This window comes from Paraburkholderia kirstenboschensis (genome assembly GCF_032806925.1).
GTDB lineage: Bacteria > Pseudomonadota > Gammaproteobacteria > Burkholderiales > Burkholderiaceae > Paraburkholderia > Paraburkholderia kirstenboschensis.
The window spans coordinates 2,732,392-2,756,057 of record NZ_CP136512.1 but is presented as its reverse complement, the minus strand read 5'-3'; the positions used below and the strand labels follow the sequence as shown (position 1 = coordinate 2,756,057).

General features: G+C 63.4%; 21 protein-coding genes and 1 pseudogene. 8 read left to right on the top strand and 14 right to left on the bottom strand.

What is annotated here, in order from left to right:
- Positions 1–38 precede the first annotated feature (38 nt).
- Entirely contained in the window at positions 39–440 is a 402-nt protein-coding gene (locus RW095_RS21320; protein ID WP_128591655.1) for a PRC-barrel domain-containing protein, read from the top strand.
- A gap of 196 nt (positions 441–636) precedes the next feature.
- Here RW095_RS21320 and RW095_RS21315 read toward each other — a convergent pair whose 3' ends face one another.
- The 7 genes from RW095_RS21315 to RW095_RS21285 form a co-directional block, all read right to left on the bottom strand.
- Entirely contained in the window at positions 637–2,886 is a 2,250-nt protein-coding gene (locus RW095_RS21315) for a xanthine dehydrogenase family protein molybdopterin-binding subunit (RefSeq protein ID WP_317018171.1), read from the bottom strand.
- Positions 2,883–3,887, bottom strand: a complete 1,005-nt coding sequence (locus RW095_RS21310) for an FAD binding domain-containing protein (protein ID WP_317018169.1) — start codon at positions 3,885–3,887, stop codon at positions 2,883–2,885. The genes RW095_RS21315 and RW095_RS21310 overlap by 4 nt, the downstream gene beginning before the upstream one ends.
- Positions 3,884–4,423, bottom strand: coding sequence for a (2Fe-2S)-binding protein (locus tag RW095_RS21305; RefSeq protein ID WP_317018167.1), 540 nt, complete (start codon positions 4,421–4,423; stop codon positions 3,884–3,886). Before RW095_RS21305 ends, RW095_RS21310 begins: the two co-directional genes overlap by 4 nt.
- Positions 4,424–4,630: 207 nt before the next feature.
- On the bottom strand, positions 4,631–5,497 hold the full coding sequence (locus tag RW095_RS21300) for an SDR family oxidoreductase (protein WP_317018166.1): 867 nt from the start codon (positions 5,495–5,497) through the stop codon (positions 4,631–4,633).
- Positions 5,498–5,782: 285 nt separating this feature from the next.
- Positions 5,783–6,238, bottom strand: coding sequence for a response regulator (locus tag RW095_RS21295; protein ID WP_394365161.1), 456 nt, complete (start codon positions 6,236–6,238; stop codon positions 5,783–5,785).
- A gap of 209 nt (positions 6,239–6,447) precedes the next feature.
- Positions 6,448–8,133 carry an ATP-dependent DNA ligase gene (locus RW095_RS21290; protein ID WP_317018163.1) on the bottom strand — a complete coding sequence of 562 codons (1,686 nt, stop codon included), beginning with the start codon at positions 8,131–8,133 and terminating at the stop codon, positions 6,448–6,450.
- Complete coding sequence (locus RW095_RS21285) at positions 8,130–9,278, bottom strand: ligase-associated DNA damage response exonuclease (protein ID WP_317018161.1); 1,149 nt, start codon at positions 9,276–9,278, stop codon at positions 8,130–8,132. The genes RW095_RS21290 and RW095_RS21285 overlap by 4 nt, the downstream gene beginning before the upstream one ends.
- Positions 9,279–9,454: 176 nt before the next feature.
- Here RW095_RS21285 and RW095_RS21280 point away from each other — a divergent pair, with 176 nt between their 5' ends.
- The 5 genes from RW095_RS21280 to RW095_RS21260 all read left to right on the top strand — a co-directional run bounded on the left by RW095_RS21280 (position 9,455) and on the right by RW095_RS21260 (position 16,044).
- Positions 9,455–10,357, top strand: coding sequence for a YihY/virulence factor BrkB family protein (locus tag RW095_RS21280; RefSeq protein ID WP_317018160.1), 903 nt, complete (start codon positions 9,455–9,457; stop codon positions 10,355–10,357).
- A gap of 135 nt (positions 10,358–10,492) precedes the next feature.
- Positions 10,493–11,296, top strand: coding sequence for an alpha/beta fold hydrolase (locus RW095_RS21275; RefSeq protein ID WP_317018158.1), 804 nt, complete (start codon positions 10,493–10,495; stop codon positions 11,294–11,296).
- Positions 11,297–11,300: 4 nt separating this feature from the next.
- The gene (locus tag RW095_RS21270; RefSeq protein WP_317018157.1) at positions 11,301–13,634 is read left to right on the top strand and encodes a hybrid sensor histidine kinase/response regulator; all 2,334 of its coding nucleotides are present in this window, start codon (positions 11,301–11,303) and stop codon (positions 13,632–13,634) included.
- 8 nt (positions 13,635–13,642) lie between these two features.
- Positions 13,643–14,719 (top strand): cell division protein ZapE, encoded by a 1,077-nt coding sequence (gene zapE, locus RW095_RS21265; RefSeq protein WP_317018156.1) that lies wholly within the window; start codon positions 13,643–13,645, stop codon positions 14,717–14,719.
- Positions 14,720–14,958: 239 nt separating this feature from the next.
- The gene (locus RW095_RS21260) at positions 14,959–16,044 is read left to right on the top strand and encodes a hypothetical protein (RefSeq protein ID WP_317018154.1); all 1,086 of its coding nucleotides are present in this window, start codon (positions 14,959–14,961) and stop codon (positions 16,042–16,044) included.
- Positions 16,045–16,163: 119 nt separating this feature from the next.
- On the opposite strand, the gene tkt is transcribed toward RW095_RS21260, so the two are convergent.
- From tkt to RW095_RS21240, 4 genes are all read right to left on the bottom strand, one after another.
- Positions 16,164–18,248, bottom strand: coding sequence for a transketolase (gene tkt / locus RW095_RS21255; RefSeq protein ID WP_317018153.1), 2,085 nt, complete (start codon positions 18,246–18,248; stop codon positions 16,164–16,166).
- 195 nt (positions 18,249–18,443) lie between these two features.
- Entirely contained in the window at positions 18,444–18,989 is a 546-nt protein-coding gene (locus RW095_RS21250; RefSeq protein ID WP_317018151.1) for a cupin domain-containing protein, read from the bottom strand.
- Between the two features lie 204 nt (positions 18,990–19,193).
- On the bottom strand, positions 19,194–19,364 hold the full coding sequence (locus tag RW095_RS21245) for a hypothetical protein (protein WP_020067861.1): 171 nt from the start codon (positions 19,362–19,364) through the stop codon (positions 19,194–19,196).
- Positions 19,365–19,391: 27 nt separating this feature from the next.
- Positions 19,392–19,652, bottom strand: coding sequence for a hypothetical protein (locus RW095_RS21240; protein WP_128586164.1), 261 nt, complete (start codon positions 19,650–19,652; stop codon positions 19,392–19,394).
- A gap of 188 nt (positions 19,653–19,840) precedes the next feature.
- Between RW095_RS21240 and RW095_RS21235 the strand changes: the two genes are divergently transcribed.
- Positions 19,841–20,077 (top strand): hypothetical protein, encoded by a 237-nt coding sequence (locus tag RW095_RS21235; RefSeq protein ID WP_128596885.1) that lies wholly within the window; start codon positions 19,841–19,843, stop codon positions 20,075–20,077.
- Positions 20,078–20,097: 20 nt separating this feature from the next.
- Here the strand turns inward: RW095_RS21235 and RW095_RS21230 are convergent, their stop codons facing one another.
- The gene (locus tag RW095_RS21230) at positions 20,098–20,343 is read right to left on the bottom strand and encodes a DUF6723 family protein (protein WP_317018148.1); all 246 of its coding nucleotides are present in this window, start codon (positions 20,341–20,343) and stop codon (positions 20,098–20,100) included.
- Between the two features lie 189 nt (positions 20,344–20,532).
- On the opposite strand from RW095_RS21230, the gene RW095_RS21225 reads away from it, so the two are divergent.
- Positions 20,533–20,733: a hypothetical protein gene (locus RW095_RS21225; RefSeq protein ID WP_317018147.1), complete on the top strand. Its 201-nt coding sequence runs from the start codon at positions 20,533–20,535 to the stop codon at positions 20,731–20,733.
- 34 nt (positions 20,734–20,767) lie between these two features.
- On the opposite strand, the gene RW095_RS21220 is transcribed toward RW095_RS21225, so the two are convergent.
- Positions 20,768–22,084 carry a c-type cytochrome gene (locus RW095_RS21220; protein ID WP_394365112.1) on the bottom strand — a complete coding sequence of 439 codons (1,317 nt, stop codon included), beginning with the start codon at positions 22,082–22,084 and terminating at the stop codon, positions 20,768–20,770.
- A gap of 2 nt (positions 22,085–22,086) precedes the next feature.
- A pseudogene (locus RW095_RS21215) lies at positions 22,087–23,666 on the bottom strand (GMC family oxidoreductase).

Below are 23,666 nucleotides of genomic sequence, written 5' to 3'. Positions count from 1 at the left end.
CGCCGCGAATGGCGCCACACATAACAAGGAGAAATCACATGGGAAGCACGCAAGCCAGACCGCTGCTTGCAGCAGCACTGCTCGTCGGCATACTCGCGTCGCATGGCAACGCTTATGCACAAGGCGCTCCGCAATCCATCACCGAAAGGCGCACCGACGTCGTTCAACTCGCGAGCGGCTATCGCGCGTCGAAGCTCGCCGGGGCCGACGTCTTCAATAAGAACAAGGACACCATTGGAACGGTCGACGATCTGATCGTCTCGCCAGGCGGCGACCGCGGCACCTACGCAATTCTGTCGGTGGGCGGTTTTCTCGGCATAGGCAAGCATCTCGTGGCGGTTCCGTTCAACGATCTGCAGATCACCAACCGTCGCGTGGTTCTTCCGGAGGCGACCAAAAAATCGTTAGAAGCGCTGCCGGAATTCAAATACGCCGACTAATGCTGTGTTTCGATGCTCCGGTGTGGTTCGCGCTGCGCGAATACGCGGAACGCGAATGTCGAGCCGCAGCACATGAACGAAGCGGAGCGCGGCTGACGAGCCTCGCTCCGCGTTTCTTCGCATTTGTCTGCGTTTCTTCGGTTGTTGCCGCTTGTTGCCGCTCCTTGTCGCTTCGATTCCGCGCGACAACCGGCATTCACGCGAACAGCTTGTCCAACGTAATCGGCAAGTCCCGCACGCGTTTGCCGGTTGCATGCCAGATAGCATTACTCACTGCCGCCGCCACGCCGAGCACGCCGATTTCACCCACGCCCTTCACGCCGAGCGGATTGACGATATCGTCGTGCTCCTCGACGAACAGCACGTCGATGTCATGAATATCCGCGTTGACCGGCACATGATAGTCGGAGAGGTTGTGGTTCATCTGCCGGCCCATGTCGTGGTCGAACTGTCCTTCCTCGTGCAGCGCCATGCTGATGCCCCACACCACGCCGCCCGCCACCTGGCTCGCCGCGGTCTTCGGATTGACGATGTGACCCGCGGCCACGGCACTCACCACCCGAGTCACGCGCACGGTGCCCAGCGCCTCGTCCACGCGCGCTTCGACAAAAACCGCCGAATGCGTGCCCATCGAATACGCCTGCTGCTTTTCATGCGGCTTGACGGTGGCTCGCTCTTCGAGCGATTCGAGGCCGGCGCGCTCCAATAGCGTGTCGATCGCGATTGCGTCTTCGCTGCCCGATCCGCACACGATCTGCTTGCCCGCGCGCCTGATGTCCTCGCGCGCGGCACTCGCGAAACCCGCGCCGCCATGTTCCCGCGCGAGTTCGACGAGTCGATTGTGAAGTCGCTTGCACGCGACATCGACCGCGCTTCCCACCGACGACACCGTCCACGATCCGCCTTCGAGCGGCGCCTTCGGCAAGCGCGTATCGCCCAGTTCGAACACTACGTCGTGAAGCGGCACACCGAGCGCGTCCGCCGCGATCTGCGTCATCGCGGTGTAGGTGCCGGTGCCGATATCCGCGGTCGAGCTCGACACAGTCACCTGGCCGTCGCGCGTCAGCACCGCGCGCGCCGACGCTTCATTTTGCATCGCGTCCCATACGCCCGTCGCCATGCCCCAGCCGATCAGCTCAGTGCCCTCGCGCCGCGCGCGCGGCGCGAGCGGCCGCTTCTCCCAGCCGAAGCGAGCCGCGCCTTCGCGATAGCATTCGCGCAGCGCCTTGCTGGAGAACGGCAGATTTTTGTTCGCATCGCGTTCGGCGTAGTTGATGAGGCGCAGTTCGAGCGGGTCCATCTGCAACGCCTCGGCCAGTTCGTCCATTGCCGCTTCCAGCGGGAAAAGACCTTGCGCGGCGCCCGGCGCGCGCATGTCGGCGGGCGTCGGCACGTCGAGCCTCACGACCTTGTAGCCGAGCGTCACGTTGTCGCATTGATATAGCTGACCGGCCCAGTTCACCACCACGTCGCAGTAGTCCTCATACTGGGACGTCTCGGAGACGGCTTCGTGAATCACCGCCTGCAGCCTGCCGTCGGCGCCGGCACCCAACGCCACGCGCTGAATCGACTGCGGCCGATGCGCAAACGTGAACATTTGCTGGCGCGTCAATGTCACTCGCACCGGGCGCTTCAATTCGAGCGCCGCCATGACCGCGAGTGCGAGGTGATACTGCGGCCGCAGGCCCGAGCCGAATGCACCGCCGACAAACGGCGACACCACCTGCACCTGCTCGTCGCTCAAGCCGAACACGGCCGTCAGATACGACTTCGTATTGACGACGCCCTGCGTCTTTTCATACACGGTCAAGTGGCCATGCTCGTCGGGCACGACCGTGCAGCCATGCATTTCCATCGGGTTGTGATATTCCGCCGGCGTGCTGTAGAACGCATCGACACGGGCCACGGCGCTGGCAAACGCAGCATCGGCGTCGCCGCGCGGCGCGGGCGGCGTGTCGAAGCCGCCCTTGTCCGTCGACGGCGGCACGGCCTCCATGAGCACCTCGCCCATGGCCGTTCGATGCGGCGCCGACTCATAGCGCACATCCACGAGCGAGGCCGCATGACGCGCGAGTTCGAGAGACTCCGCGAGCACGAGTGCGACGGGCTGGCCGCTGTACCACACACGGTCGTCCCACAGCGGCCTGAGCGGACTGCCGCCGGGCGCAACCATGTCCTTGTAGGGTTTGTCCTCGCGAGGCAATTCAGGGCGATTCTGATACGTCAGCACATGCAGCACGCCCGGCAGCGCAAGCGCGGCCGATGAATCGATCGACACTATTCGCCCCGCCGCAATCGTGCTCGACACGACGAAGCCATACGTGAGTCGATTGGCGGCGAAGTCGGCCGCGTACTGTGCGGCGCCGGTCACCTTCAGCCTGCCGTCGACGCGCTTGTGCGGCACGCCGCTCGCGCGCAGAGCAGGCAAAGTCTCGATACGGTTCATAGCCCGGACTCCTCGAACGAACGTTGTCTCGCGCCTAGAAATGCGCGCTCGATTGCGCGCGCCGTCAATTCGACCTTGAACGCATTGCCCCGGCGGCCCCGTGCGTCACGCAGCAAGTCCGTGGCGAAGTTGCGTACCGTCTCCGCGCTCAGTGTCTTGCCCTGCAGCGACGCCTCAGCGTCCGTATTGCGCCAGGGCTTGTGCGCAACGCCGCCGAGCGCGCAATGCGCATTCACGATCACGTCGCCGTCGAGTTCCAGTCCCAGCGCGACGGAGACAAGCGCAAACGCATAGGAAGCCCTGTCACGCACCTTCACGTACGCGTGATGCTGCGCGAAGCCCTGCTTCGGCAATTCGACCGCGGTGATCAGTTCGTCGTCGCGAATGTTGGTATCGATGTGCGGCGTGTCGCCCGGCAGGCGGTGAAAGTCGGCGAACGGCAACACGCGCGCTCCGTTGGGCCCGGATAGATGAACCGTTGCATCGAGCGCGGCCAATGCCACGCACATATCGGACGGATGCACGGCAATGCAGTGTTCGCTTGCGCCGAGAATCGCGTGCATCCGATTCACGCCTTCCATTGCCGGACAGCCGGTGCCGGGTTCGCGCTTGTTGCAGCGCGTGCCCGCATCGTAGAAGTAGACACAACGAGTGCGCTGCAGCAGATTGCCGCCCACGCTCGCCACATTGCGAATTTGCGGCGAAGCGCCCGCCAGAATCGCCTTGGACAGCAATGGATAACGCGCGGCAATGGCTGGGTCGTAAGCGGCCGCGCTGTTGGTCACGAGAGCGCCGATCTTCAGTCCGCCCGCCGCGGTCGCCTCGATCTGTTTGAGCGGCAAACGGTTGATGTCAATCAGGACCTGCGGATGCGCTACGTTCTCGCGCCACAGATCCACCAGATTGGTACCGCCTGCGATAAACGCAGCGGCTGCATTTGCACGATGCTGTTCGATGGCTTGCGGCACTTCGCTCGCGCGCGTGTACGAGAAGCGGTTCATGGCCGCGCTCCCTGGTGCTTATCCTCGACCTCCGCTGCGTCGAGAATCGCGGCGACGATGTTGGCGTATGCGCCGCAGCGGCACAGGTTGCCGCTCATCAGTTCACGCACGTCGTCCGCGGTTTTCGCATGGCCTTCCTGCAGCATCGCCACGGCGGAGCAGATCTGTCCCGGCGTGCAGTAGCCGCACTGAAATGCATCGTGGTCGATGAACGCCTGTTGAACCGGATGCAGTTCTTCGCCGTTCGCGAGCCCTTCGATCGTCGTGATCGATGCGCCGTCGTGGACCACTGCCAGTGCGAGACATGTGTTGATACGCTGGCCATTCACAATGGCGGTGCACGCGCCGCATTGCCCGTGATCGCAGCCCTTCTTCGTACCGCTCAAATGGCAATGCTCGCGCAGCAAGTCGAGCAGCGAGGTCCAGGCTTCCACTTCGAACGGGTGCTTTTTTCCGTTGATGTCGAAGCTCAACGGCACGCGCTGGACGTCGCTCGGCGCGACGTCCAGCAGCGTTTCCGCAGTGGGTGAATTCATGAGGGGTTTCTCCTGACGATGGGTACGTACAGCGAGCGCAAGACGAACTCATGACGCGCGCAAGCGCCGTGCCCGAAAGGAGGAGATCGCACCGGTCCGCGCTCGTACCGCAGCGTTACGTCGGCAGGAATATGAAGGGCGACTTTGCGAACCGCTGCTTGCGCTTAATCACGCAAACAGCGGCCCCTCGGCATTCGCTCAATATGCCTAAATAATCGGCGAGCCGCCCGTAACGGCGATGGTGGCGCCCGAGATGTAACTCGCTTCGTCGGATGCCAGCATCACGAAGGCCGGCGCGACTTCCGCGGGTTGCCCTGGTCGCTTCATCGGCACTTGCTGGCCGAATTTTTCGACTTTTTCAGGCGGCATCGTCGAAGGAATCAGCGGCGTCCAGATCGGTCCAGGCGCCACGCAATTCGCGCGAATGCCCTTTTCAGCCAGCAGTTGCGCAAGCCCGCCCGTGAAGTTCTGGATCGCGCCCTTGGTCGTCGCGTACGCGATCAGGCCGGGATTCGGATGGTCCGCGTTGATCGACGTGGTGTTGACAATCGCGGCGCCCTGCTTCATGTGCCTGACTGCAGCGCGCGTGATCCGGAACATCGCGCCGATGTTGGTATCGAACGTCTTGTCCCATTCCTCGTCGGTGATTTCGTCGAGCGACGGGTATGTCATCTGGTATGCCGCGTTGTTCACGAGCACGTCGAGCCGGCCGAACGCCTCGATCGCCTTGTCGACAATCGCGTTGCAGTGCGCCGGATTCGTGATGTCGCCAGGCACCAGCACCGCCTTGCGGCCCGCCTCTTCGACCCAGCGCGCGGTCTCGCGTGCATCGTCGTCTTCGTTCAGATAGGAGATCAATACGTCCGCGCCTTCACGCGCGAATGCGATGGCGACGGCGCGGCCAATGCCACTGTCGCCGCCAGTGATGATGGCGGCCTTCCCTGCGAGGCGTCCCGAGCCCTTATACGATTTCTCGCCGTGATCGGGTTGCGGGTTCATCTCCGCGGTGCGGCCCGGTGTCTGATCCTGCTGCTGTCCTTTGAACGGCGGCGTGGGACGTTCTGTGTCGCTCATATAAAACCTCCAGAAAGCTGTTTAACCTGCGCGGCGTGCAAAACGCACGGCGTTGCGACAGATTTAGCAACCGACGGGCCCGCGCATGGCGCGGCTTTCTGGTGCATTCCCGCTGCACGATGGGACATCTATCGAGAATCGCGAGAGAAAACGCGCGAGGAAATGCAATGGGCTGAGGGGCACTTCGAGCGAACGGAGGGAGTCGGCAAACACGCGACATACTGCGGAAAGCACTTCAGGAACTGCGCCCCACGCACCGCAGTTTTTTCAAACGGCGCGCACGCTTTACGGCGGCGCCACAGCGTGCAACGCCGCAGCCGACTCCAGCACGCGCAGCAGACGCTCGGGCGTCAATGGCTTCGCGCAGTGAGCGTCGAATCCGACGGCGCGCGCGCGGGCGCGGTCGTCGCGCGACGCAAACGCCGTGCAGGCCACCAGCAGCATATGCGAGGTGGATGGATGCGCGCGCAGACGCCGCGCCAGTTCCAGCCCGTCGAGGCCGGGCATCTTGATGTCGAGAACCACGGCGAACGGCTGCCATTGCGACGCCATATCGCATACCGCGTGCGGATCTTCGAGCGCGCGGCATTCGAACCCGTCCGCGTTCAACAGCATTTGCAGCGCGTCCGCCGCTTCACGATAGTCGTCCACGACCAGTACGCGCCTGTGCGACGCCATCGCATACTCGATTGGCCGCCATACGACCACGTCTTCGCTGTCTTCGAACTGGTTGTCGAGCATCACTACGTTCTCCCTGGTGCTTGCGCGCGCCGAATGACGGCACCCGCCGCCCGGTTGCAAGATTCGCTCCCGCGCTGCACTGCATCACTGGTGACATGCTTTCTGGATGAGCCGCGATCAAGCAGCGGCGGTGTTTGTCGTCGATGTATCGTGAATGCATCGTTGCCGATGCGTGTTACCCATTCGTCGCTAGTTCGCTACCGCCAAGGTCATCCCGCGCGATCGTCGATGAAACCCTTGAGCATCGCGAGCGTATCCGCGTCGTCGATATGCTTGTCGGTGCGCCAGCGCAGCATGCGCGGGAATCGCACGGCCACGCCGGACTTGTGACGCGTGCTCGCCTGGATGCCCTCGAAACCGATCTCGAACACGAGCGTCGGCGTCACGCTGCGCACCGGTCCGAACTTCTCGATCGTAGTCTTGCGCACGATTGCGTCAACCTGGCGCATTTCCTCATCGGTAAGACCCGAATACGCCTTTGCGAACGGCACGAGCGTGCGCACGCCATTGGCTTCGTCCCAGACCGCGAACGTGAAATCAGTGTATAGGCTCGCACGTCTGCCGTGTCCGCGCTGCGCGTAAACCAGTACTGCGTCGATCGCATACGGATCGATCTTCCATTTCCACCAGGTGCCGGATGCTTTCGTGCGGCCAACGCCGTACATCGACTCGCGCTCCTTCACCATGAAGCCCTCGACGCCCCGCGCGCGGCTCTCCTCGCGTAGCGCCGCCAACGCGCGCCAATCGGCTCCAGACACCTGCGGCGATACCCGCAGCAGCTCGCGTGAAAGCGTGCCGTCGAGCGATGCGGCCAACGTGTCCAGGCGTGCGCGCCGCTCGGCGAGCGGCGTCATGCGCAAGTCCTCGCCGTGCGCTTCCAGCAGATCGTAAGCAAGCAACGCGGCGGGCGAATCCGCGAGGATTTTTTTCGTCAGCGTCTTGCGTGCGATGCGCGGTTGAAGGCGCGCGAATGGCAAAGGCGCGGTGGCACCGGGTTCCCAGGCAAGGATTTCGCCGTCGATCACAAAGCCGTCAGGCAAGGCCTCGCCCAACGCGGCCACTTCGGGAAACCGATCGGTGATCAGATCCTCGCCGCGCGACCACAACCACACACGGCCGCCGCGTTTGACGAGTTGCGCGCGTATGCCGTCCCACTTCCATTCGATCAGCCAGCGCGACGGATCGCCAAGCGTCTCGGGATCGGTCTGCAACGGATGCGCGAGAAAGAACGGATATGGCAGGCCCAGATCGCTGTCGTGCCGATCCGCCGATTGCTGCTCGCCCGCGTTGTCGACGCCAGGTGCGTCGGGCGCGATCAGACGCAGATAACGCGCGGCGTCCGGCTTCTGCCGCGAATCGGTCCATCCCACCATGCGCTGCGCAATGCGCTTATGGTCCACTCCCGCGACCTGGGCGAGCGCACGCACCACCAACTGCCGCGCGACGCCAACGCGAAAGCCCCCGCCAATCAGCTTCGTCAGCAAAAAGCGCTCGCCCCAGTCCAGTTCATCCCAATAGCTGAACAGACGCGTACGCAACTCTTCAGGCGCAAGACCGCGCAAGGTCAGCACACGCTGCTCGATCCATTGCGTGAGGCCCAGTTCGGTACTGCGTCGCGCGGGCGGCAGAATATGCGCGATGGTCTCGGCAAGATCGCCGACTGCGTGATACGACTCCTCGAAAAGCCACGCGGGCAATCCCGCGCGTTCGCGGGCAAATTCGGTCAGGAGACGCGTGGGCACCGATTGCCGCGGCTTGCCGCCGGCGAGAAAGTACGACGCCCATGCGGCGTCTTCAGGCTCCGCCACGGCGAAGTAGCTCGTCAGCGCTTCGAGCTTGTCGTGCGTGGAGGTTGTCGCGTCGAGCGCAGTGTAAAGAGCAGCGAAGCGCTTCATGAACGGCTCGCGGCATCGTCGAACTCATGCACGGGCGCTTCATCGCTTTGTGCGGGCGGTGCATTGCCCGGCACTGCTGTCGCGTCGCCGCCCAATGCATCGGCTTCGACCGTATCGTCGCCGTATTGGGTCTCGAAGGCGCCCGCATCCAGCCCTTGCTCGCGCAGCCAGCGCACCATCGGTTCCACCGAGCCATGCGTGACGATGACGCGCCCCGCGCCCGTTGCGTGAATCGCCGTTTGCAGCGCCGGCCAATCCGCATGATCCGAGAGCACGAACCCGCGGTCGACGCCGCGCCTGCGGCGCGCGCCGCGCAAGCGCATCCAGCCCGACGCGAACGCGTCGCTATAGTCGCCGAAACGTTTGAGCCATGCGCTGCCTTGCGCCGACGGCGGCGCAACGATCAGCGCCTGGCTGAACGCCGCCTTGTCTTTGGGCGCAATTTCGCTGACGAGACGCACCGGTGGCAACCGCACGCCCGCGTCACGATAAGCACGATTGAGCGGTTCGACCGCGCCATGACAGAAGATCGGGCCGATGCCCGGGTCGATGCTTGCCAGCACGCGCTGCGCCTTGCCGAACGAATAGCAGAACAATACGGACGCGCGTCCCTGGGCGGCGTTGTGACGCCACCATGAATCGACGCCGTCGAATATGGTTTGCGGTGTGTCCCAGCGGTAGATCGGCAGACCGAAAGTCGATTCCGTAATGAATGTATCGCAGCGCACCGGCTCGAATGCGTCGCAGGTCGGATCGGGGTCGAGTTTGTAATCGCCGGATGCGACCCACACGCGCCCGCGGTGCTCGATGCGCAATTGCGCGGACCCAAGCACATGCCCTGCGGGATGCAGGGACACGGTTACCCCGTTGATGTCGAGCCGTTCGCCATACGCGAGCGTTTGCAGCGAAATGTCAGGCAGGCGGGAGAGCAGCACGTTTGCGCCCGCACGCGACGCGAGATAACGCCGATGCCCGAAGCGGGCGTGGTCGGAATGCGCATGCGTGATCACCGCCCGCTCGACGGGCTGCCACGGATCGATATGGAAGTCGCCGGGCGGACAATACAGACCCTCGGGACGCGCGATGACGAGGTCCCCGGAGTCGGCATGTTGCTCTGCGATGTTCGATGTTGATTCGGATGCCATGTCGCACCTCAATAGCAAGGCGTATTCCCGCTCTCGCAACGCGAGCTTCGATTCCCGCAAAGTTTTGTGTGTGCGATCGCGAGACGTGTGGAGGCTTTCTTGCTTACCCTACGCTGAAGAGCGCACCGGTACGCGCCGTCCGTCGGCGGCTCGCCGCGCGCGCGTGGCGAGGTCCTATGCACTCCATCATCGATCAGCGCACGCTCAATGTCGCGAGACACCCGGGCAGATTCATCCTCGAAACGATGAAGGCGTTCCGGGCCAATCAGGGTTTGCTGCTCGCCGGCGCGGTCGCGTACTACGCGTTGCTTTCCATCGTGCCGCTGATGATCCTCATTGTGATTGCGCTGTCCCGCATCGTGCCGCAACACATTCTGCTTCCGGCGCTAGGGCATTTGCTGCAATGGCTCGTGCCGGGCCAGTCCGCGGCGCTCGTGCGTGAGCTTGCCAATTTTCTCGCTCACCGTGCGGTGATCGGCTGGGTGCTGTTCGTGACGATGCTGTTCTTCAGTTCGCTCGCCTTCACGGTACTCGAAAACGCGATGTCGCTGATCTTCGTTCATCGTGTGGTCATACGGCGGCGGCATTTTTTACTTTCGGCTCTACTACCCTATTGCTACATCCTGTTCCTTGGCGTGGGCGCGTTGATCGTCACGCTCGTCTCGAGCGGACTGGAAGCCGTGGGTGCCGAAGGCATCGAACTGTTCGGCCTGCATCTGTCGCTGCAGGGCGCTTCGCGAGTCCTGCTGTATCTGCTGGGTCTCGCCGGCGAAGTTTTCCTGCTGACGTCGATCTATATGGTCATGCCGGTCGGACGGCCATCGCTCAAGCATGCGCTGTTCGGCGGCATCGTCGCTGCGCTGTTGTGGGAGATCACGCGGCATGTACTGGTCTGGTACTTTGCCACGCTTTCACAGGTCAGCGTGGTGTACGGTTCGCTCACCATGGCAATCGTCATTCTGTTCAGCCTGGAATGGCTTGCCACGTTGCTGCTTTTCGGCGCGCAAGTGATCGCACAATACGAGCGCTTCGGCATGGAGCCGCGGAGCGCGCCAAAGCAGCCGATAAAGACCGGATGAAACCGGAAAGCCGCAGCGCGGCGCATCGGTGCAGACGTGCCGAGGCGGCGCGGCCGCGAGACTGCGGTAACATTCTGTCAGATCCCGGACCGAGCGCATCCCCGCTTCCATCCCGGCACGCTCCAGGACTCGACAATGAGCATCATCCAGCGCAACAACGTGAATATTTCCGGGCGCGGCGCGAGCACCATCGTGATGGCGCACGGCTTCGGCTGCGACCAGAGCATGTGGCGCCGCGTCGCACCATATTTCCATGACGACTACCGCATCGTGCTATTCGATCACGTGGGCAGCGGATCGTCCGACCTCGCCGCATACGACGTCGACAAGTACGACTCGCTGCACGGCTATGCGCGCGACCTGGTCGAACTCGTCCGCGAAGTGGCCGACGAGCCGGTCGTGTTCGTCGGCCATTCGGTGAGTTCCATGATCGGCCTGCTCGCCGCCCTCGAAGCACCGCAGCTTTTTTCCGCTCAGGCGATGGTGGGCCCGTCGCCCTGCTACCTGAACGACGGCGATTACATCGGCGGGTTCACGCGCGAGGACATCGACGACCTGCTTGTCACGCTTGAGGACAACTATCTCGGCTGGTCCAGCGCAATGGCACCCGTCATCATGGGCGCGCCGGATCAGCCGGAACTCGTCGTTGAGTTGAACAACAGCTTTTGCCAGACCGATCCGCGGATCGCCGCCCAGTTCGCGCGCGTCACCTTTCTCTCCGATCATCGCGGCGTGCTGCCTTCGAACCCCACGCCCACTCTGATTCTGCAAGCAAGCGAAGACGTCATCGCGCCGCGCGCGGTCGGCGAGTACATGCATCGCACGATGCGTAGCAGCACGCTTCGCGTCGTAGAGAATAATGGGCACTGTCCGCATGTGAGCGCGCCTCGCGCGACTGCGGAGGCCATCAGCGCTTTCCTGCAGACGACTGCTCGTTAACGCAATGCAAAGTACCGACCGCCCATTGCCGCTCGCCGACGCGCTGTTCGAGCACGCCGCCTGCGGCCTCGTCGTCACCGATACCGACGGGCGCATCGTGCGCGCCAACGCAACGTTTTGCGAATGGATCGGCCATGACGCCGCAGAACTCACGAGGGGCATGAGCCTTCAGGATCTGCTGACAACTGGCGGCAAGGTGTTTTATCAGACGCATTGGGCGCCGCTGCTGCAAATGCAGGGCTCCGTCGCCGAGGTCAAGCTGAGCATGCTGCATCGCGACGGCCATACGGTGCCGACACTGCTCAATGCAGTGCGCCGCGTGCACGGCGAGCAAAGCTACATCGAAGTCGCGGTGCTGATCGTCGCCGATCGTCACAAGTACGAGCAGGAGCTCGTGCTCGCGCGGCGTAACGCGGAGGCGTCCGTAGCCGCGCATCAGCTGGCGCAACGGGAATTGCAGGAAAGCCGCGACGTGTTGAGCCTCGCAATGCGCGGCGCGCGCATGGGCGCGTGGTCGCACGAGCCGAAGACCGGCAAGTTCTGGTGGAGCCGCGAACTCGAAGCGCTCGCGGGTTACGCCGAAGGACGCCTCGGCAATACAGCGCGCGGTTTTTTCGAACTGATTCATCCGGGCGATCTGCTTGCGCTCAACGAGGCCGTCGATCATGCGGTGCGAAGCCGCGACGACTACGTCGCCGAATTCCGCTTCCTGCATGCAAGCGGCGACTGGTGCTGGATGGAAGGCCGCGGCCGCGCCACCTACGACGAGCATGGCGAGCCGCTGACCGTCTGCGGGCTCGGCATCGACATCACCGAGCGCAAGCAGGCGCAGACAGTGCTGCTGCGCCAGGCCGCAATTTTCGAGCACTTGAGCGATGCAATCGTGATCACCGATCTGCGCGGCAACATCACCGACTTCAATGTCGGCGGCGAACGCATGCTCGGTTACCGGATGCGCGAGATTCTCGGCAAGCCCGTCTCGATCTTTCATCCGCCTGAAGATGCGCTGCGCATTCATCGCGAAGTGTTCGCGGGTCTCGGCGCGTACGGCACGTGGCGCGGCGAGTTGCCGTTCGTGCGGCGCGACGGTTCGCGCGGCGTTTGCGAAACCGTGGTCAAACCGCTCGCCAACGAGCGCGGCGACATTTACGGTGCGGTGAGCATCAATCGCGACATTACCGAGCGGCGGCATGCGGAGCAGCAACTCACGCGGCTTAACGCGGAGCTCTCCAAAGCGGATCGCCGCAAGGACGAATTCCTTGCGACGCTCGCGCACGAGCTACGCAATCCGCTTGCGCCGATGCGCAATGTCCTCGAAATTCTGCGCGCGAAAGAATTCAGCGATCCGCAACTGAACTGGTCGCGCGACGTATTTTCCCGTCAATTGCAGCACATGACGCATCTTGTCGACGATCTGCTCGAAGTCTCGCGTATCACCCAGGGCAAGCTCGAACTGCGCAAGCAGCGGCTCGAACTCGCGCGCGCGATGCAATCCGCGGTGGAAGCCGCGCGTGCGATCGTGCAGGCGTCCGAGCATCGTCTGAGCGTGACGTTGTCCCCCGAGCCGCTTTTTCTCGATGCGGACCCTACGCGTCTTTCGCAGATGATCCTCAATCTGCTGAACAACGCAGCGAAGTACACGCCGCCAGGCGGAAGCATTGCGCTCACCGCACAACGCGAAGGCAACCAGGCCGTGATCGCAGTGCGCGATTCGGGCATAGGCATTCCTCGCGAACATCTGAACAGTGTCTTCGAAATGTTCTCGCAACTTGCGCCCGCGCTCGACCGCTCCCAAGGCGGACTCGGCATTGGGCTCGCTCTCGTGCGCGGTCTTGCGGAATTGCACGGCGGCACCGTCGCTGCATTCAGCGGCGGGCCCGGCGCGGGCAGCGAATTCGTGATCCGCCTGCCGCTGTCCAGTTCCGCCGATGCACCCGCTGACGCCACGCAACCCGATAAGCCGCCGGCCGCCGGACTGCGGATCGTGATTGTCGACGACAATGCGGACGCCGCCGACAGCCTCGCGATGGTTCTCGAACTGGAGGGCCACCAGGTGCGCACGGCCAGCGACGGAGTCGCGGGACTCGCGGTGATCGCCGAATTCGCCCCGGAGGCGGTGATTCTCGACATCGGTCTGCCGCTCCTCAATGGCTATGAAGTCGCGCGCCGGATTCGCAGCGACTACCCGGACGCCGGCATCCGCCTCATTGCGGTGACGGGCTGGGGCCAGCAGCAGGACAAGCAGACGGCGGTGGAAGCGGGCTTCGATCATCACTTCACGAAGCCGGTGGACCCCAATGAACTGCAGCGTGTGTTAAGCGGACAGCGGGTCGAATGAGCGCGCGCATGTTCGACGAGGCGGACATGACCAACAGTCTCGCTGCGCGCGGCATCGTGCCTGATGCGAGGCAGCGCGATGCGATCGCGGCGCTCTGCGCTTTGGCCGGGTCCACCGCAAGCCGCGTTGAATCGCGATATCAGGGCGTGTATTGCCACGGACTGCCTGGACGCGGCAAGAGTCTGGTGGTCGATACCGCGTTCGAACTCGCGGACTGCCGCAAGCGGCGCCTGCATTTTCACGAGTTTCTCCGCGAGATGAATCAGCGCCTCGTGAACGAACCGCGTGGCGACGACAGGCTTGGCTCCGTGTCGAAGCAATGGCTCGATGGCATAGAGTTGCTATGCTTCGACGAATTCCACGTGCACGATATCGCGGACGCGTTTCTGATGGGCCGCTTTCTCGACACGGCGATCAATCTCGGCACGCGCATCATGCTGACGTCGAACTATGCGCCCGACGGCCTCCTGTCCGACCCGGAGTTTCACGAGCGTTTCGTGCCCACCATCGAGCAGATCAAACGGCATTTCCGGGTGATCCATTTCGACGGCGCGCGCGACTATCGTTTCGGCGGCAAACAGCATGAGACGCCGCGTTTCTTTGCCCCGCTCGATGCAGCCGCTCGCAACGCGCTGCGGGAAATCTTCCTGCGCTACGACAGCAGCGGCGCGCTCGAATCGACCAAGATCAGTGCCGCGGGCCGCCCACTCGTGGCACACGCAGTGGGCGCGGCTCTGCTGTGGGCCGACTTCGAAACACTGTGTGTGGCAAGCCGTTCGCATCTCGACTATCTGGACCTTGCCGAGCGATGGCATGGACTCATAGTCGATAACGTACACACTGAATGGCTCACGCAAGCGCACACGTTGCAGCGGCTCGTGTGGCTGGTCGACATTCTTTACGACCGTAAGCGTGCGCTTTTCATTGCATCGGACGAACCGATTCATGCCGCGTTGCGCGACCTCGAAGGCGCGCATGATCTGTCGAGAACGCTGAGCCGGCTTACCGAGATGCAATCGCGCACTTATCGCAGCACACTCGACGAGACGACGGACGTGTCCGCGGCTACTCCGTCCGAGCGCTAAACTCAGCGCGCATGTCTATGCGCGAAGCGCGGCTGCAAAACTTGCAACGGCTGTGCTCATTCGCGTCAGTCGCGCGACGGGTTCGCGCAGCGTCCCTCGCGGCGTACCGACGCAAATAGCGCTGTGTATCGCCGGTAAGCTCATCATCACGCAAGCTTGTCGCGCGTCCGGGAATGCGCCCTGCTACCGCCGTTGCGCACTCATTCTTCAGCGGATAAGCGTTCCGCCCTCTCCCCGACATGATAAGAACCGCTTCGGTCGCCGCCGCGCTTTGCGCGGCATGCCTTTCCTCTGCCTGCGTGCATATCGGACCGTCGCGCCTCAAAGCCGATCAGGTCGACTATGCGCGTGCACTCGGCGACGCGAAAAAACGCGAGATCCTTGCGGCCGTGGTCGGCCTTCGTTACGGCGACGCACCTGCGTTTCTGAGCGTCAGCAGCATCATCGCCGCCTACACGTTCGACGCCAGCGGCGGCGCAACCGCTAACGCGGGCTCAGGCAGCCAGCCGAACTACGCGCTCGCCACGGGTAGCGTGTCATATTCGAATCACCCCACATTCACGTTCACGCCAACGACCGGCGAAGCATTCGCCTCCGCTTACATCCGGCCGCTCGCGCCCGCACTCGTGCTGCCTCTGGCCGAAGGCGGCATCCCTATCGACCTGCTGTTGCGCATCACCGCGCAATCGGTGGGAGGCTTGCAGAACGGCAATGCGCTCGGCGGAGAAAACAGCGCGGGCGCGCCCGGCTTTTTCCAATTGCTGCGTTCGCTGCGCCGGCTGCAACTCGCAGGCGAGCTCAACGTCGAGTCGCGCAACGTGGGCAGCAAGAACGATCAGATGAGCGTGTTTCTGGTGATGGGAGCAACGACAAGCGGCGAGTCGCCGCAAACGGCCGCCGACCTGGCTCGCGTGCGCAAGCTGCTGCATCTGTCGTCGAAAACGCGCAGTTACGAGATCGTCTATGGGCCTTCTTCCGCATGGCAGAAAGCGGACAAGATTCCCATGGTGACGCGCTCGGTGCTCGGCATCCTAAGCGATCTCGGTGCACAGGTGCAGGTGCCCGTCGACCGCATAACCGACGGTTCGACGAAGCCGACCGTGGGCCTGATCGGCGGAGAGACGAGACCGACGATCATCATTCACTCGGGCGAGAGTGCGCCCGACAATGCGTACGTGATGATTCCGTACGGGACGTCGTCATACTGGGTCGATCGCAACGACTTCGACTCGAAATACGCGTTCACGGTCGTGCAGAATCTGATGGCGCTCGCGGAGGCAGATACGAGCAGCAAAGCGCCCGTTGTGACGATTCCGGCGAACTGAACTGAAGCGGATCGGACACAACGGCTTGCCGCCTTCTGCGCTTCTGCCAGTTAGCGCCGACGCTCGACAAAAAGCCGGCGGTTTTCACACCGCCGGCTTTTTCGCTACTGCTTTATGCACTACTCCTGGCTGCGTTTTGTCTGCACCCGTGCGATCTGCTGCTTCGCCGCTTCGTACACATGCTCGGGCGTGAAGCCGAATTTCTTCTTCAGATCGGAAAGCGGCGCAGATGCGCCGAACGTGTGCATCACCACTTGCGCACCGAGCCGGCCGACGTATCGGTCCCAGCCTAGCGAGGCGGCCTGCTCGACGGCCACGCGCGCGTCGATGTCGGGCGGCAGCACGGCGTCCTGATAGGCTTCGTCCTGCCGCTCGAACAGATCCCATGACGGCATCGACACCACGCGCGCGGCGATGCCCTCGCTCTTCAGTTTCTCGTACGTATCGACGCAGATCGACAACTCGCTGCCCGTCGCGAGCAGAATGACTTGCGGCTTCTGTCCGTCGGGCGCATCGGCGAGCACATAGGCGCCCTTCTTCACGCCCTCGGCCGATGCATAGCGGCTGCGGTCCAAGGTCGGCAACGGCTGCCGCGACACGACGATGCACGCAGGACGCCGCTTCTGCGTGATCGCGACGCGCCACGCTTCGGCCACTTCGTTTGCATCGCCCGGACGCAGCACGGTAAGGCCCGGTACGCCGCGCAGCGACGCCAATTGTTCGATTGGCTGATGCGTCGGGCCGTCTTCACCGACGCCGATCGAATCGTGCGTGAACACATAGATCGACTCGACTTCCATGATCGCCGACAGGCGGATCGGCGGCTTCATGTAGTCGCTGAAAATCAGGAATGTCGAACCGAACGGCCGCAAGTTCGACAACGCGAGGCCGTTGACCACCGCGCCCATTCCATGCTCGCGAATGCCGAAATGCAGATTGCGGCCGCCGTAGTTGTCGTGCTCGAAGCTGCCCGCGCCCTCGAATTTCAGATTCGTTTTCGTGGATGGCGCGAGGTCCGCCGCGCCGCCGATCATCCACGGAACGCGCGCGGCAATCGCGTTGAGCACCTTGCCCGACGACTCGCGCGAAGCCATGCCTTTGGCGTCCGCGTCGAACTTCGGAATGTCGCTATCCCAGCCAACCGGCAATTCATGCGCCTCGATCAGCGCTAATTCGCGCGACAGTTCCGGATATTGCTTCGTGTAGGCGTCATATTTTGCCTGCCATTCGGCGCGCGCCGCCTTGCCGCGCGCGCCGATGCCCTCGGCGAAACGCTCGTGCACGCCGTCGGGCACGTAGAAAAATTTGTCTTCCGGCCAGCCGTAAAACTTTTTAGTGAGCGCGACTTCCTCGACGCCGAGCGCCTCGCCGTGCGCGGATGAGGTGTCCTGCTTGTTGGGCGCGCCCCAGCCAATGATGCTGTTGACCACGATCAGCGTCGGCCGGTCGGTAATGCTTTTTGCCTCGACGAATGCGGCTTCCAGCGCGGCGGCGTCGTTCGCATCGTTCACATGCAGCGTATGCCAGTTGTAGCCGCGAAAACGGCTTTCGACGTCGTCGCTATAGGCGAGATCGGTGTGTCCTTCGATCGTCACGCGATTGCTGTCGTAGATCCAGATCAGGTTGGACAGTTTCAGATGGCCCGCGAGCGAGGCCGCTTCGTGCGAGATGCCTTCCATCATGTCGCCGTCGCCGCACAGCGCGTAGACGCGGTAGTCGAAGAGCGGCGCGTCCGACTTGTTGAAGCGGTTCTCGTACCAGCGGGCCGCCATCGCCATGCCGACGCTGTTGCCCAAGCCCTGGCCGAGCGGACCTGTCGTGGTTTCGACGCCCGTCGTCATACGGTATTCAGGGTGTCCCGGCGTCTTGCTGTCGATCTGGCGGAAACGCTCGATGTCCTCCAGCGACACGGCGGGGTTGCCGGTCGGCTTGCCGTCTTCGTCCACCGCCTTCACGTTCGCCAGATGCAGCAGCGAATACAGCAGCATCGACGCATGCCCGACCGACAGCACGAAGCGGTCGCGGTTCGGCCACAACGGCTCGTCCGGGTCGTAGCGCAAATGGTTCTGCCACAGATGGTAGGCGACCGGCGCGAGCGCCATTGGCGTGCCGGGGTGGCCGGAATTGGCCTTCTGGACAGCGTCCATCGACAGCGTGCGGATCGTATTGATGCACAACTGATCGAGGGCGGGATCGTTTTGCATGGGACACTCCTTGTTCGGCCGTTGTAAACATTGCCGGTGCGCGCTGCCGCGACGTCGCCGGCAAGCGGTGTTCAGGGAAACAACGCATGAAGAGCTCAGCAAGCCTCATGGATGATGCGCCGATGCGCGCAAATCTGCACGCGGCGTGACATCGGGATCGTGTTGGGGTTCTGGCGGGCGTGCTAGCGGGTGGAGCTAGGCCGCGTTCAGCCAATGCTCGCAAAGGGGGCCATGCTTGCCGTCGACCGGGTCCATTTGCGGGAACGGCAGCGCGTGCATTGCGGCAAGCTCCTGCGGGGTCAGCGCTTCGCGGCGGATATCCCACTGCTGGCCTGCGGGATAGGCACCCACCACCCGGAAGCGGCCCGCGAACGATTGCAGGCAATGGCCGGTGCCGGCAGGCAGCAACAAGACGTCGCCAGCGGACACGCTGACCACCTTGCCGCCCGGACCGCCGACGATCACATCCGCGGAACCGTCTGTCACGCCGAGCACTTCGTGCGCGGTCGAGTGAAAGTGGTGGTAGTCGAAGATGCCGTCGCGCCACTGCGGCGGCCATTCATTGTGTGCGAACAGCAATTCGAACGCCTTGGCGAGATCGCCGATTGCGGGGTCCACCGCTTGCCTGTAGATCACGACCGGCAGCTTGCTGTTATTCGGTACCCAGTCGTGCGGTTCGAGCATGAAGGCTTCGTACTCGGTCTGCGCTGCATCGAATGCGTGCTTCGAATCTTCCTGCATGGTTGGCTCCTGTGGGTAGCGGTGCCCTTTCGGCGTGCGCTTGCCGAAAGGGACGTATTGCAGCGCCGCATAAAGCGCGCCCGCCCCGGGGGCATGGCGTTGGCCCGGTTGGTGCCGCGAGGCGGCTAGCCGTGCGCAACGCGGCCCCACGGGGCCAGGCCTGCCCTGCCATGCGTTCAAAACCGCGACGCCCAAGCAAACGACTCAACCGCCGCCGATGCCCTGCAACACCTTGCCGGTGCCGCCACACACGGTGCACTGCACTTCCTCTACCTTGCCGGTTCCTTTGCAAGCCGGGCAGATGTCCTCGCCGACGCCGGGTGCGTCGGGCGGCGCTTCATCGCCGGGGTTCAGGGGTTGGTTGTCCTGTTGCATGTGTCTCTCCGTTCGCTGTTGACCGCATCAATTCTTGTGCGACGCACGGCCACCGCCGCCCGCAGGCTCGCCGTGCGTGCCGGTGCCGAGCGGTACCTCGGCGGTCTGCTCGGGATGCTCGTTCGAGCGCTGCGGATTGGTTTGCTGGTCGACCCCGGTCTGCGTGACCGGCTCGATGCCGAGCGGACTCGGCTCCACGTATTGCGCGCCGCTCGGCTTGTTGCGTTCTTTCACTTCCGGCGAAACCTCGGGAGCGCCGGAATTCTCGCTGGGTGTGTCGGGCTGCATATCGCTCTCCTTTTATCGGCTACCTCGTGAATGAAGCAACATACGGACCCCGCCGGACGCCACCGTGCCGCAAACCAAGCGCCTCCCCTGTACGGCTCAGGAGCGGCGCAGACATCGGCGAAGTGGGCACGTGCATTGCGTCGGTTGGACTGAAGCTTCGGACTCGTCTTTGTAAAAAGGAGCACTTCATGACAATGACGACCATTCGCTTATCCGACACGGAAGTGCAGGTCGAGCGAACGCTCTATACGTTCGCGCAAAAGAGCGACGCCGACGCGTTCGCGCAGTGCGTAGTGAACGATTCGATCGACACCTGCTATCGCAATCATCCGCCGCTGTCGGCGCGGCCCACCGTACCCGACGAACATCCCGACGATCCGAATCGCGGCAGCACGATCTCGCCGTCGCTCGGTGGAATGCCTTGACGAGCGCAGGCGCGCCGCGGTCAACGTTCCGGCGATTTGCGGTCGGCGGCGACGATCTGCTTGCCGTACTCGATGGCGGCACGGCGCGCCTCGTCGGCCGTCTCGTACGGCCCGATTTCCGGCGCACCGTCGAACGGAAAAAGAATCCTCCGGTCGGCTCTGCGGACGACCTTCAGTCCACCTACGTAACGGCCGTCGCCTGTTCCGTGATAGCTGGCGAAAATCTCGAAATCGTCGTCAGCAACGTCGGCCTTATGTCGCGCCATTTCTGTATTCCCCATCCCTTGCGATGCTCGACGAGCACCCCCATGCTTAACTGCGCAATGCTCGGTGCATTGCGCGTGATGGAACATAGCAATGGCCGTTCCACGCGCGAAAGGCACTACGCGAAGGGCGATTGGGGACCAAGGGACATGCGCGTTGCACGCATGATGAGAGAAACGTTGGAGGTAACGATGGCTGGTTCAAACTCGCATGACGGGGCGGCGTTTGTCATGCACACGCCGATGCCGCCCGAGGTCGACCCGGAGGCGCCGCCGCCCCCGAACATCGATCCCGATCCACCCGCGACGCCCGACGACGACCCGGGCGGGTTGCCGCCGGCCGCGCCGGAAGGCGACCCGCCCGCGAAGCCGCCGCCGATGCGGGCCGCGTGACGGCTCGCGCGACGAGACGGCCATGCGGTAACGCTCAGCGCAGTCGGGCGACGTCCTTCTCGCCCACGTGCGTGGCCGCGGGGTTGCCGAATTGCGTCGTCACGTAGTTCGTGAGCGCGGCGATCTGCGCGTCGTTTAGGGCTGCGGCGAACGCCGGCATGCCGACGTCGTCGCCTGCGGCTTTGCGTTGCACGCCGTGCAGAATGACCTGCATCAGGTTGCCGGGACTCGACGCGCCCACCGTCGAGTTATGCATCAACGGGGGATAGTAGCCGTCCGGTGTGCCCTTGCCGTTCGCCTGGTGACACGTCGCGCAATTGCCCAGATAGAGCCGCGCTGGATCGAGCGCGCCGTCGTTTAGCGCGACGCCTCGCAGGCGCGCCACGTCGGTCGACGGTTTGCCCCACGCGCTGCGCGATTGCGAACCGCCCTGACCGCCGCCGTCGTTGACCGGCGGCACCGTGCGCACATATGTCGCGATCGCGCCGATGTCAGCGTCGCTCATCTTCGAGAAGCTGTGCTCGACCGCCTCGGCCATTGGCCCCGCTGCCTGCGCGAGTCCAGGCACACTGCCCGTTTGAAGATACTGCACGAGCTGCGCATGGCTCCATCCGCCAATGCCGCTACCCGGCGACGACGTGATGTTGTAGCCATCCCACCCCGCGAGCACCGAGCCGCCGAGGAAGCCGCTGCCGGTTTCATCGAGCGCCTGCTCCTGCATCGCGAAGCCGCGCGGCGTGTGACACGTGCTGCAATGCGCAAGCCCCTGCACGAGATACGCACCGCGATTCCACTCGGCGCTCTGCTGCGGCTTCGCCTGATATGGGCCGCCCTTCAGGAACATCCAGTTCCATACGGTGAGCGGCCAGCGCATGTTGAGCGGCCATGCAATGTCGCTCGCGCGCGTGGCCTGCTGCACCGGCGCGACGCCGTAGCGGAAGTACGCGTATAGCGCCTTCACGTCGCCGTCGCTGACCTTCGCGTAGGAAACATATGGCATCGCCGGGTAAAGGTTGTGGCCGTCCTTCGAAACGCCCTTGCGCAGCGCGCGGACGAAGTCTTCGAGCGACCAGGTGCCGATACCCGTTTGCGGGTCAGGCGTGATGTTGCTCGAATAGATCGTGCCGAGCATCGGCACCTTGAGCGGCAGTCCGCCCGCGAAAGGCTTGCCCTTCGCGGTGCTGTGACAGGCCATGCAATCGCCGGCGGTGGCGAGATATTCGCCGCGTTTGATCAACGCCGCGTCGTTGCCGTCCACCGCTTGTGCGTCCTGCGCGAATGCGCAAAGGGGCAGCGCCGAAGATAAAGCGAAGGCGCCCGCCAGCAGCCCGAAAAAAGTCTTCTTCAACACGTTCACACTTCCTTCTTCAACTGGTCGGCCATGCGCAGTGCCAGCGCGGCGATGGTCAGCGTCACGTTGACGGTGCCGACAGTCGGCATCGTCGCGCTGCTCGAAATGAACAGATTCGGGTGGTCGAACGTGCGGCAATGCTTGTCGACCACGGAATCGCGCGGATCGCGGCCCATGATCGTTGCGCCCGTGATGTGGTTGTTCGGCGCGAAATCGTCGTTAAACTGGATCTCACTGCCGCCCAGCACCTTCGCCGCGTTCGCATAAACCTCGCGGGTGTGCGCGGCGCCGCGCTTCACGTAGTCGTCGATGCGATAAGTGATCTCGGGCCGTGCAATGCCGATCGCGTCGGTCTCGGTGCGGCTCGGCACGATGCGGTTTTCCGGCTGCGGCAGAATTTCGTGGAAGCAGTCGAACTCGACGAAGCGCGCCGAGCGATCGCGAATTTGCGCATCGAGTTCGGCGGGCTTGATGAGCTTGCCTTGCTTGAAAATCTTCTGCGTCTCCTGGTCGACGCGCGACAGGTTCGACAGGTGGATTTTCTTGGCCGCTTCGGTCGAGCGGAAAGCGCCGTCGCGAAAGCCGATCAGCGATGTCATTTCCTGCGGGCCGCGGCCGGGCCACAGTTTTTCATCAGCGTAAAACGTGACGCCCGTGCCCGGATGGTCCATCAGATTGCGGCCCACCATGTCGGATCTGTTGCCGACGCCGTTCGGAAAGTCGTGGCTCTGCGACATCAGCATGATCTTCGGCGTCTCGATGCCGTTCGCGGCGAGCACGAAATACCTGCCTTCCACGCGATGCTCGTTGCCCTGCGCGTCTTTGTACAAGGCCGCCGTGATGCGCTTGTCCGTGCCGACTTCGAGCTTGTAGACCACCGCGTTGTCGATCAGCCTCGCACCGGCCTGCTCGGTTTTCTCTACGTGCACGATGCCGTTGTACATCGCGCCGATCGGACTGATCGGCATGCAGTTGTTATTGCCGCAGCAGGTCGGGCGGCCATCGTACGGACGGCTGTTGCGCGCAACCGGTTCCGTCACGACGTGATAACGCGAGTCGAACGCATTGAGCTTGCTCTTGATGGTCTGCTCGTTGTACGACAGAGGCAGCGGCGCCATCGGATACGGCTGGCTGCGCGGAGAGCCGAGTTCTTCGTCAGTCGGGCCCCACACGCCGAGTACTTCTTCGGCACGCTGGTAGTACGGCTCCAGCTCCTCGTATTGCATCGGCCAGTCGCGGCCCACGCCATAGACGGTTTTCATCCTGAAGTCGTTCGGCATGAAGCGCCATGCGGACGCGGCCCAGTGCCATGTCGTGCCGCCGACCGCGCGAATGTACTGCGAGTTGAATTTGTGCTCGCCCTTGAGGATCAGATAATTGTTAGGCGGACCGTGAAATCCATCTTGTCCGCCTGATTGCGAAAGCGCTCGACGATCTCCCAGCGCGGCATGCGCGGCCCGGCTTCGAGCAGGATCACGGACTTGCCGGCCTGCGCCATCTGATGAGCGACGATCGCCCCGGCGACCCCCGACCCGACCACGACGATATCGGCTTGCTCAGCGCTCTGTTGTTTATCGGCCAT

Bases quoted from the DNA above. Each gene is read 5' to 3' on its own strand.
- RW095_RS21225 (WP_317018147.1), top strand. From the start codon at position 20,533: ATGGCTGGTTCAAACTCGCATGACGGGGCGGCGTTTGTCATGCACACG.
- tkt (WP_317018153.1), bottom strand. From the start codon at position 18,248: ATGCAAAACGATCCCGCCCTCGATCAGTTGTGCATCAATACGATCCGC.
- RW095_RS21250 (WP_317018151.1), bottom strand. From the start codon at position 18,989: ATGCAGGAAGATTCGAAGCACGCATTCGATGCAGCGCAGACCGAGTAC.
- RW095_RS21260 (WP_317018154.1), top strand. From the start codon at position 14,959: ATGATAAGAACCGCTTCGGTCGCCGCCGCGCTTTGCGCGGCATGCCTT.
- RW095_RS21270 (WP_317018157.1), top strand. From the start codon at position 11,301: ATGCAAAGTACCGACCGCCCATTGCCGCTCGCCGACGCGCTGTTCGAG.
- RW095_RS21285 (WP_317018161.1), bottom strand. From the start codon at position 9,278: ATGGCATCCGAATCAACATCGAACATCGCAGAGCAACATGCCGACTCC.
- RW095_RS21275 (WP_317018158.1), top strand. From the start codon at position 10,493: ATGAGCATCATCCAGCGCAACAACGTGAATATTTCCGGGCGCGGCGCG.
- RW095_RS21235 (WP_128596885.1), top strand. From the start codon at position 19,841: ATGACAATGACGACCATTCGCTTATCCGACACGGAAGTGCAGGTCGAG.
- RW095_RS21315 (WP_317018171.1), bottom strand. From the start codon at position 2,886: ATGAACCGTATCGAGACTTTGCCTGCTCTGCGCGCGAGCGGCGTGCCG.
- RW095_RS21310 (WP_317018169.1), bottom strand. From the start codon at position 3,887: ATGAACCGCTTCTCGTACACGCGCGCGAGCGAAGTGCCGCAAGCCATC.
- RW095_RS21295 (WP_394365161.1), bottom strand. From the start codon at position 6,238: ATGCTCGACAACCAGTTCGAAGACAGCGAAGACGTGGTCGTATGGCGG.
- RW095_RS21320 (WP_128591655.1), top strand. From the start codon at position 39: ATGGGAAGCACGCAAGCCAGACCGCTGCTTGCAGCAGCACTGCTCGTC.
- RW095_RS21300 (WP_317018166.1), bottom strand. From the start codon at position 5,497: ATGAGCGACACAGAACGTCCCACGCCGCCGTTCAAAGGACAGCAGCAG.
- RW095_RS21280 (WP_317018160.1), top strand. From the start codon at position 9,455: ATGCACTCCATCATCGATCAGCGCACGCTCAATGTCGCGAGACACCCG.
- RW095_RS21240 (WP_128586164.1), bottom strand. From the start codon at position 19,652: ATGCAGCCCGACACACCCAGCGAGAATTCCGGCGCTCCCGAGGTTTCG.
- RW095_RS21305 (WP_317018167.1), bottom strand. From the start codon at position 4,423: ATGAATTCACCCACTGCGGAAACGCTGCTGGACGTCGCGCCGAGCGAC.
- RW095_RS21230 (WP_317018148.1), bottom strand. From the start codon at position 20,343: ATGGCGCGACATAAGGCCGACGTTGCTGACGACGATTTCGAGATTTTC.
- RW095_RS21290 (WP_317018163.1), bottom strand. From the start codon at position 8,133: ATGAAGCGCTTCGCTGCTCTTTACACTGCGCTCGACGCGACAACCTCC.
- RW095_RS21245 (WP_020067861.1), bottom strand. From the start codon at position 19,364: ATGCAACAGGACAACCAACCCCTGAACCCCGGCGATGAAGCGCCGCCC.
- zapE (WP_317018156.1), top strand. From the start codon at position 13,643: ATGTTCGACGAGGCGGACATGACCAACAGTCTCGCTGCGCGCGGCATC.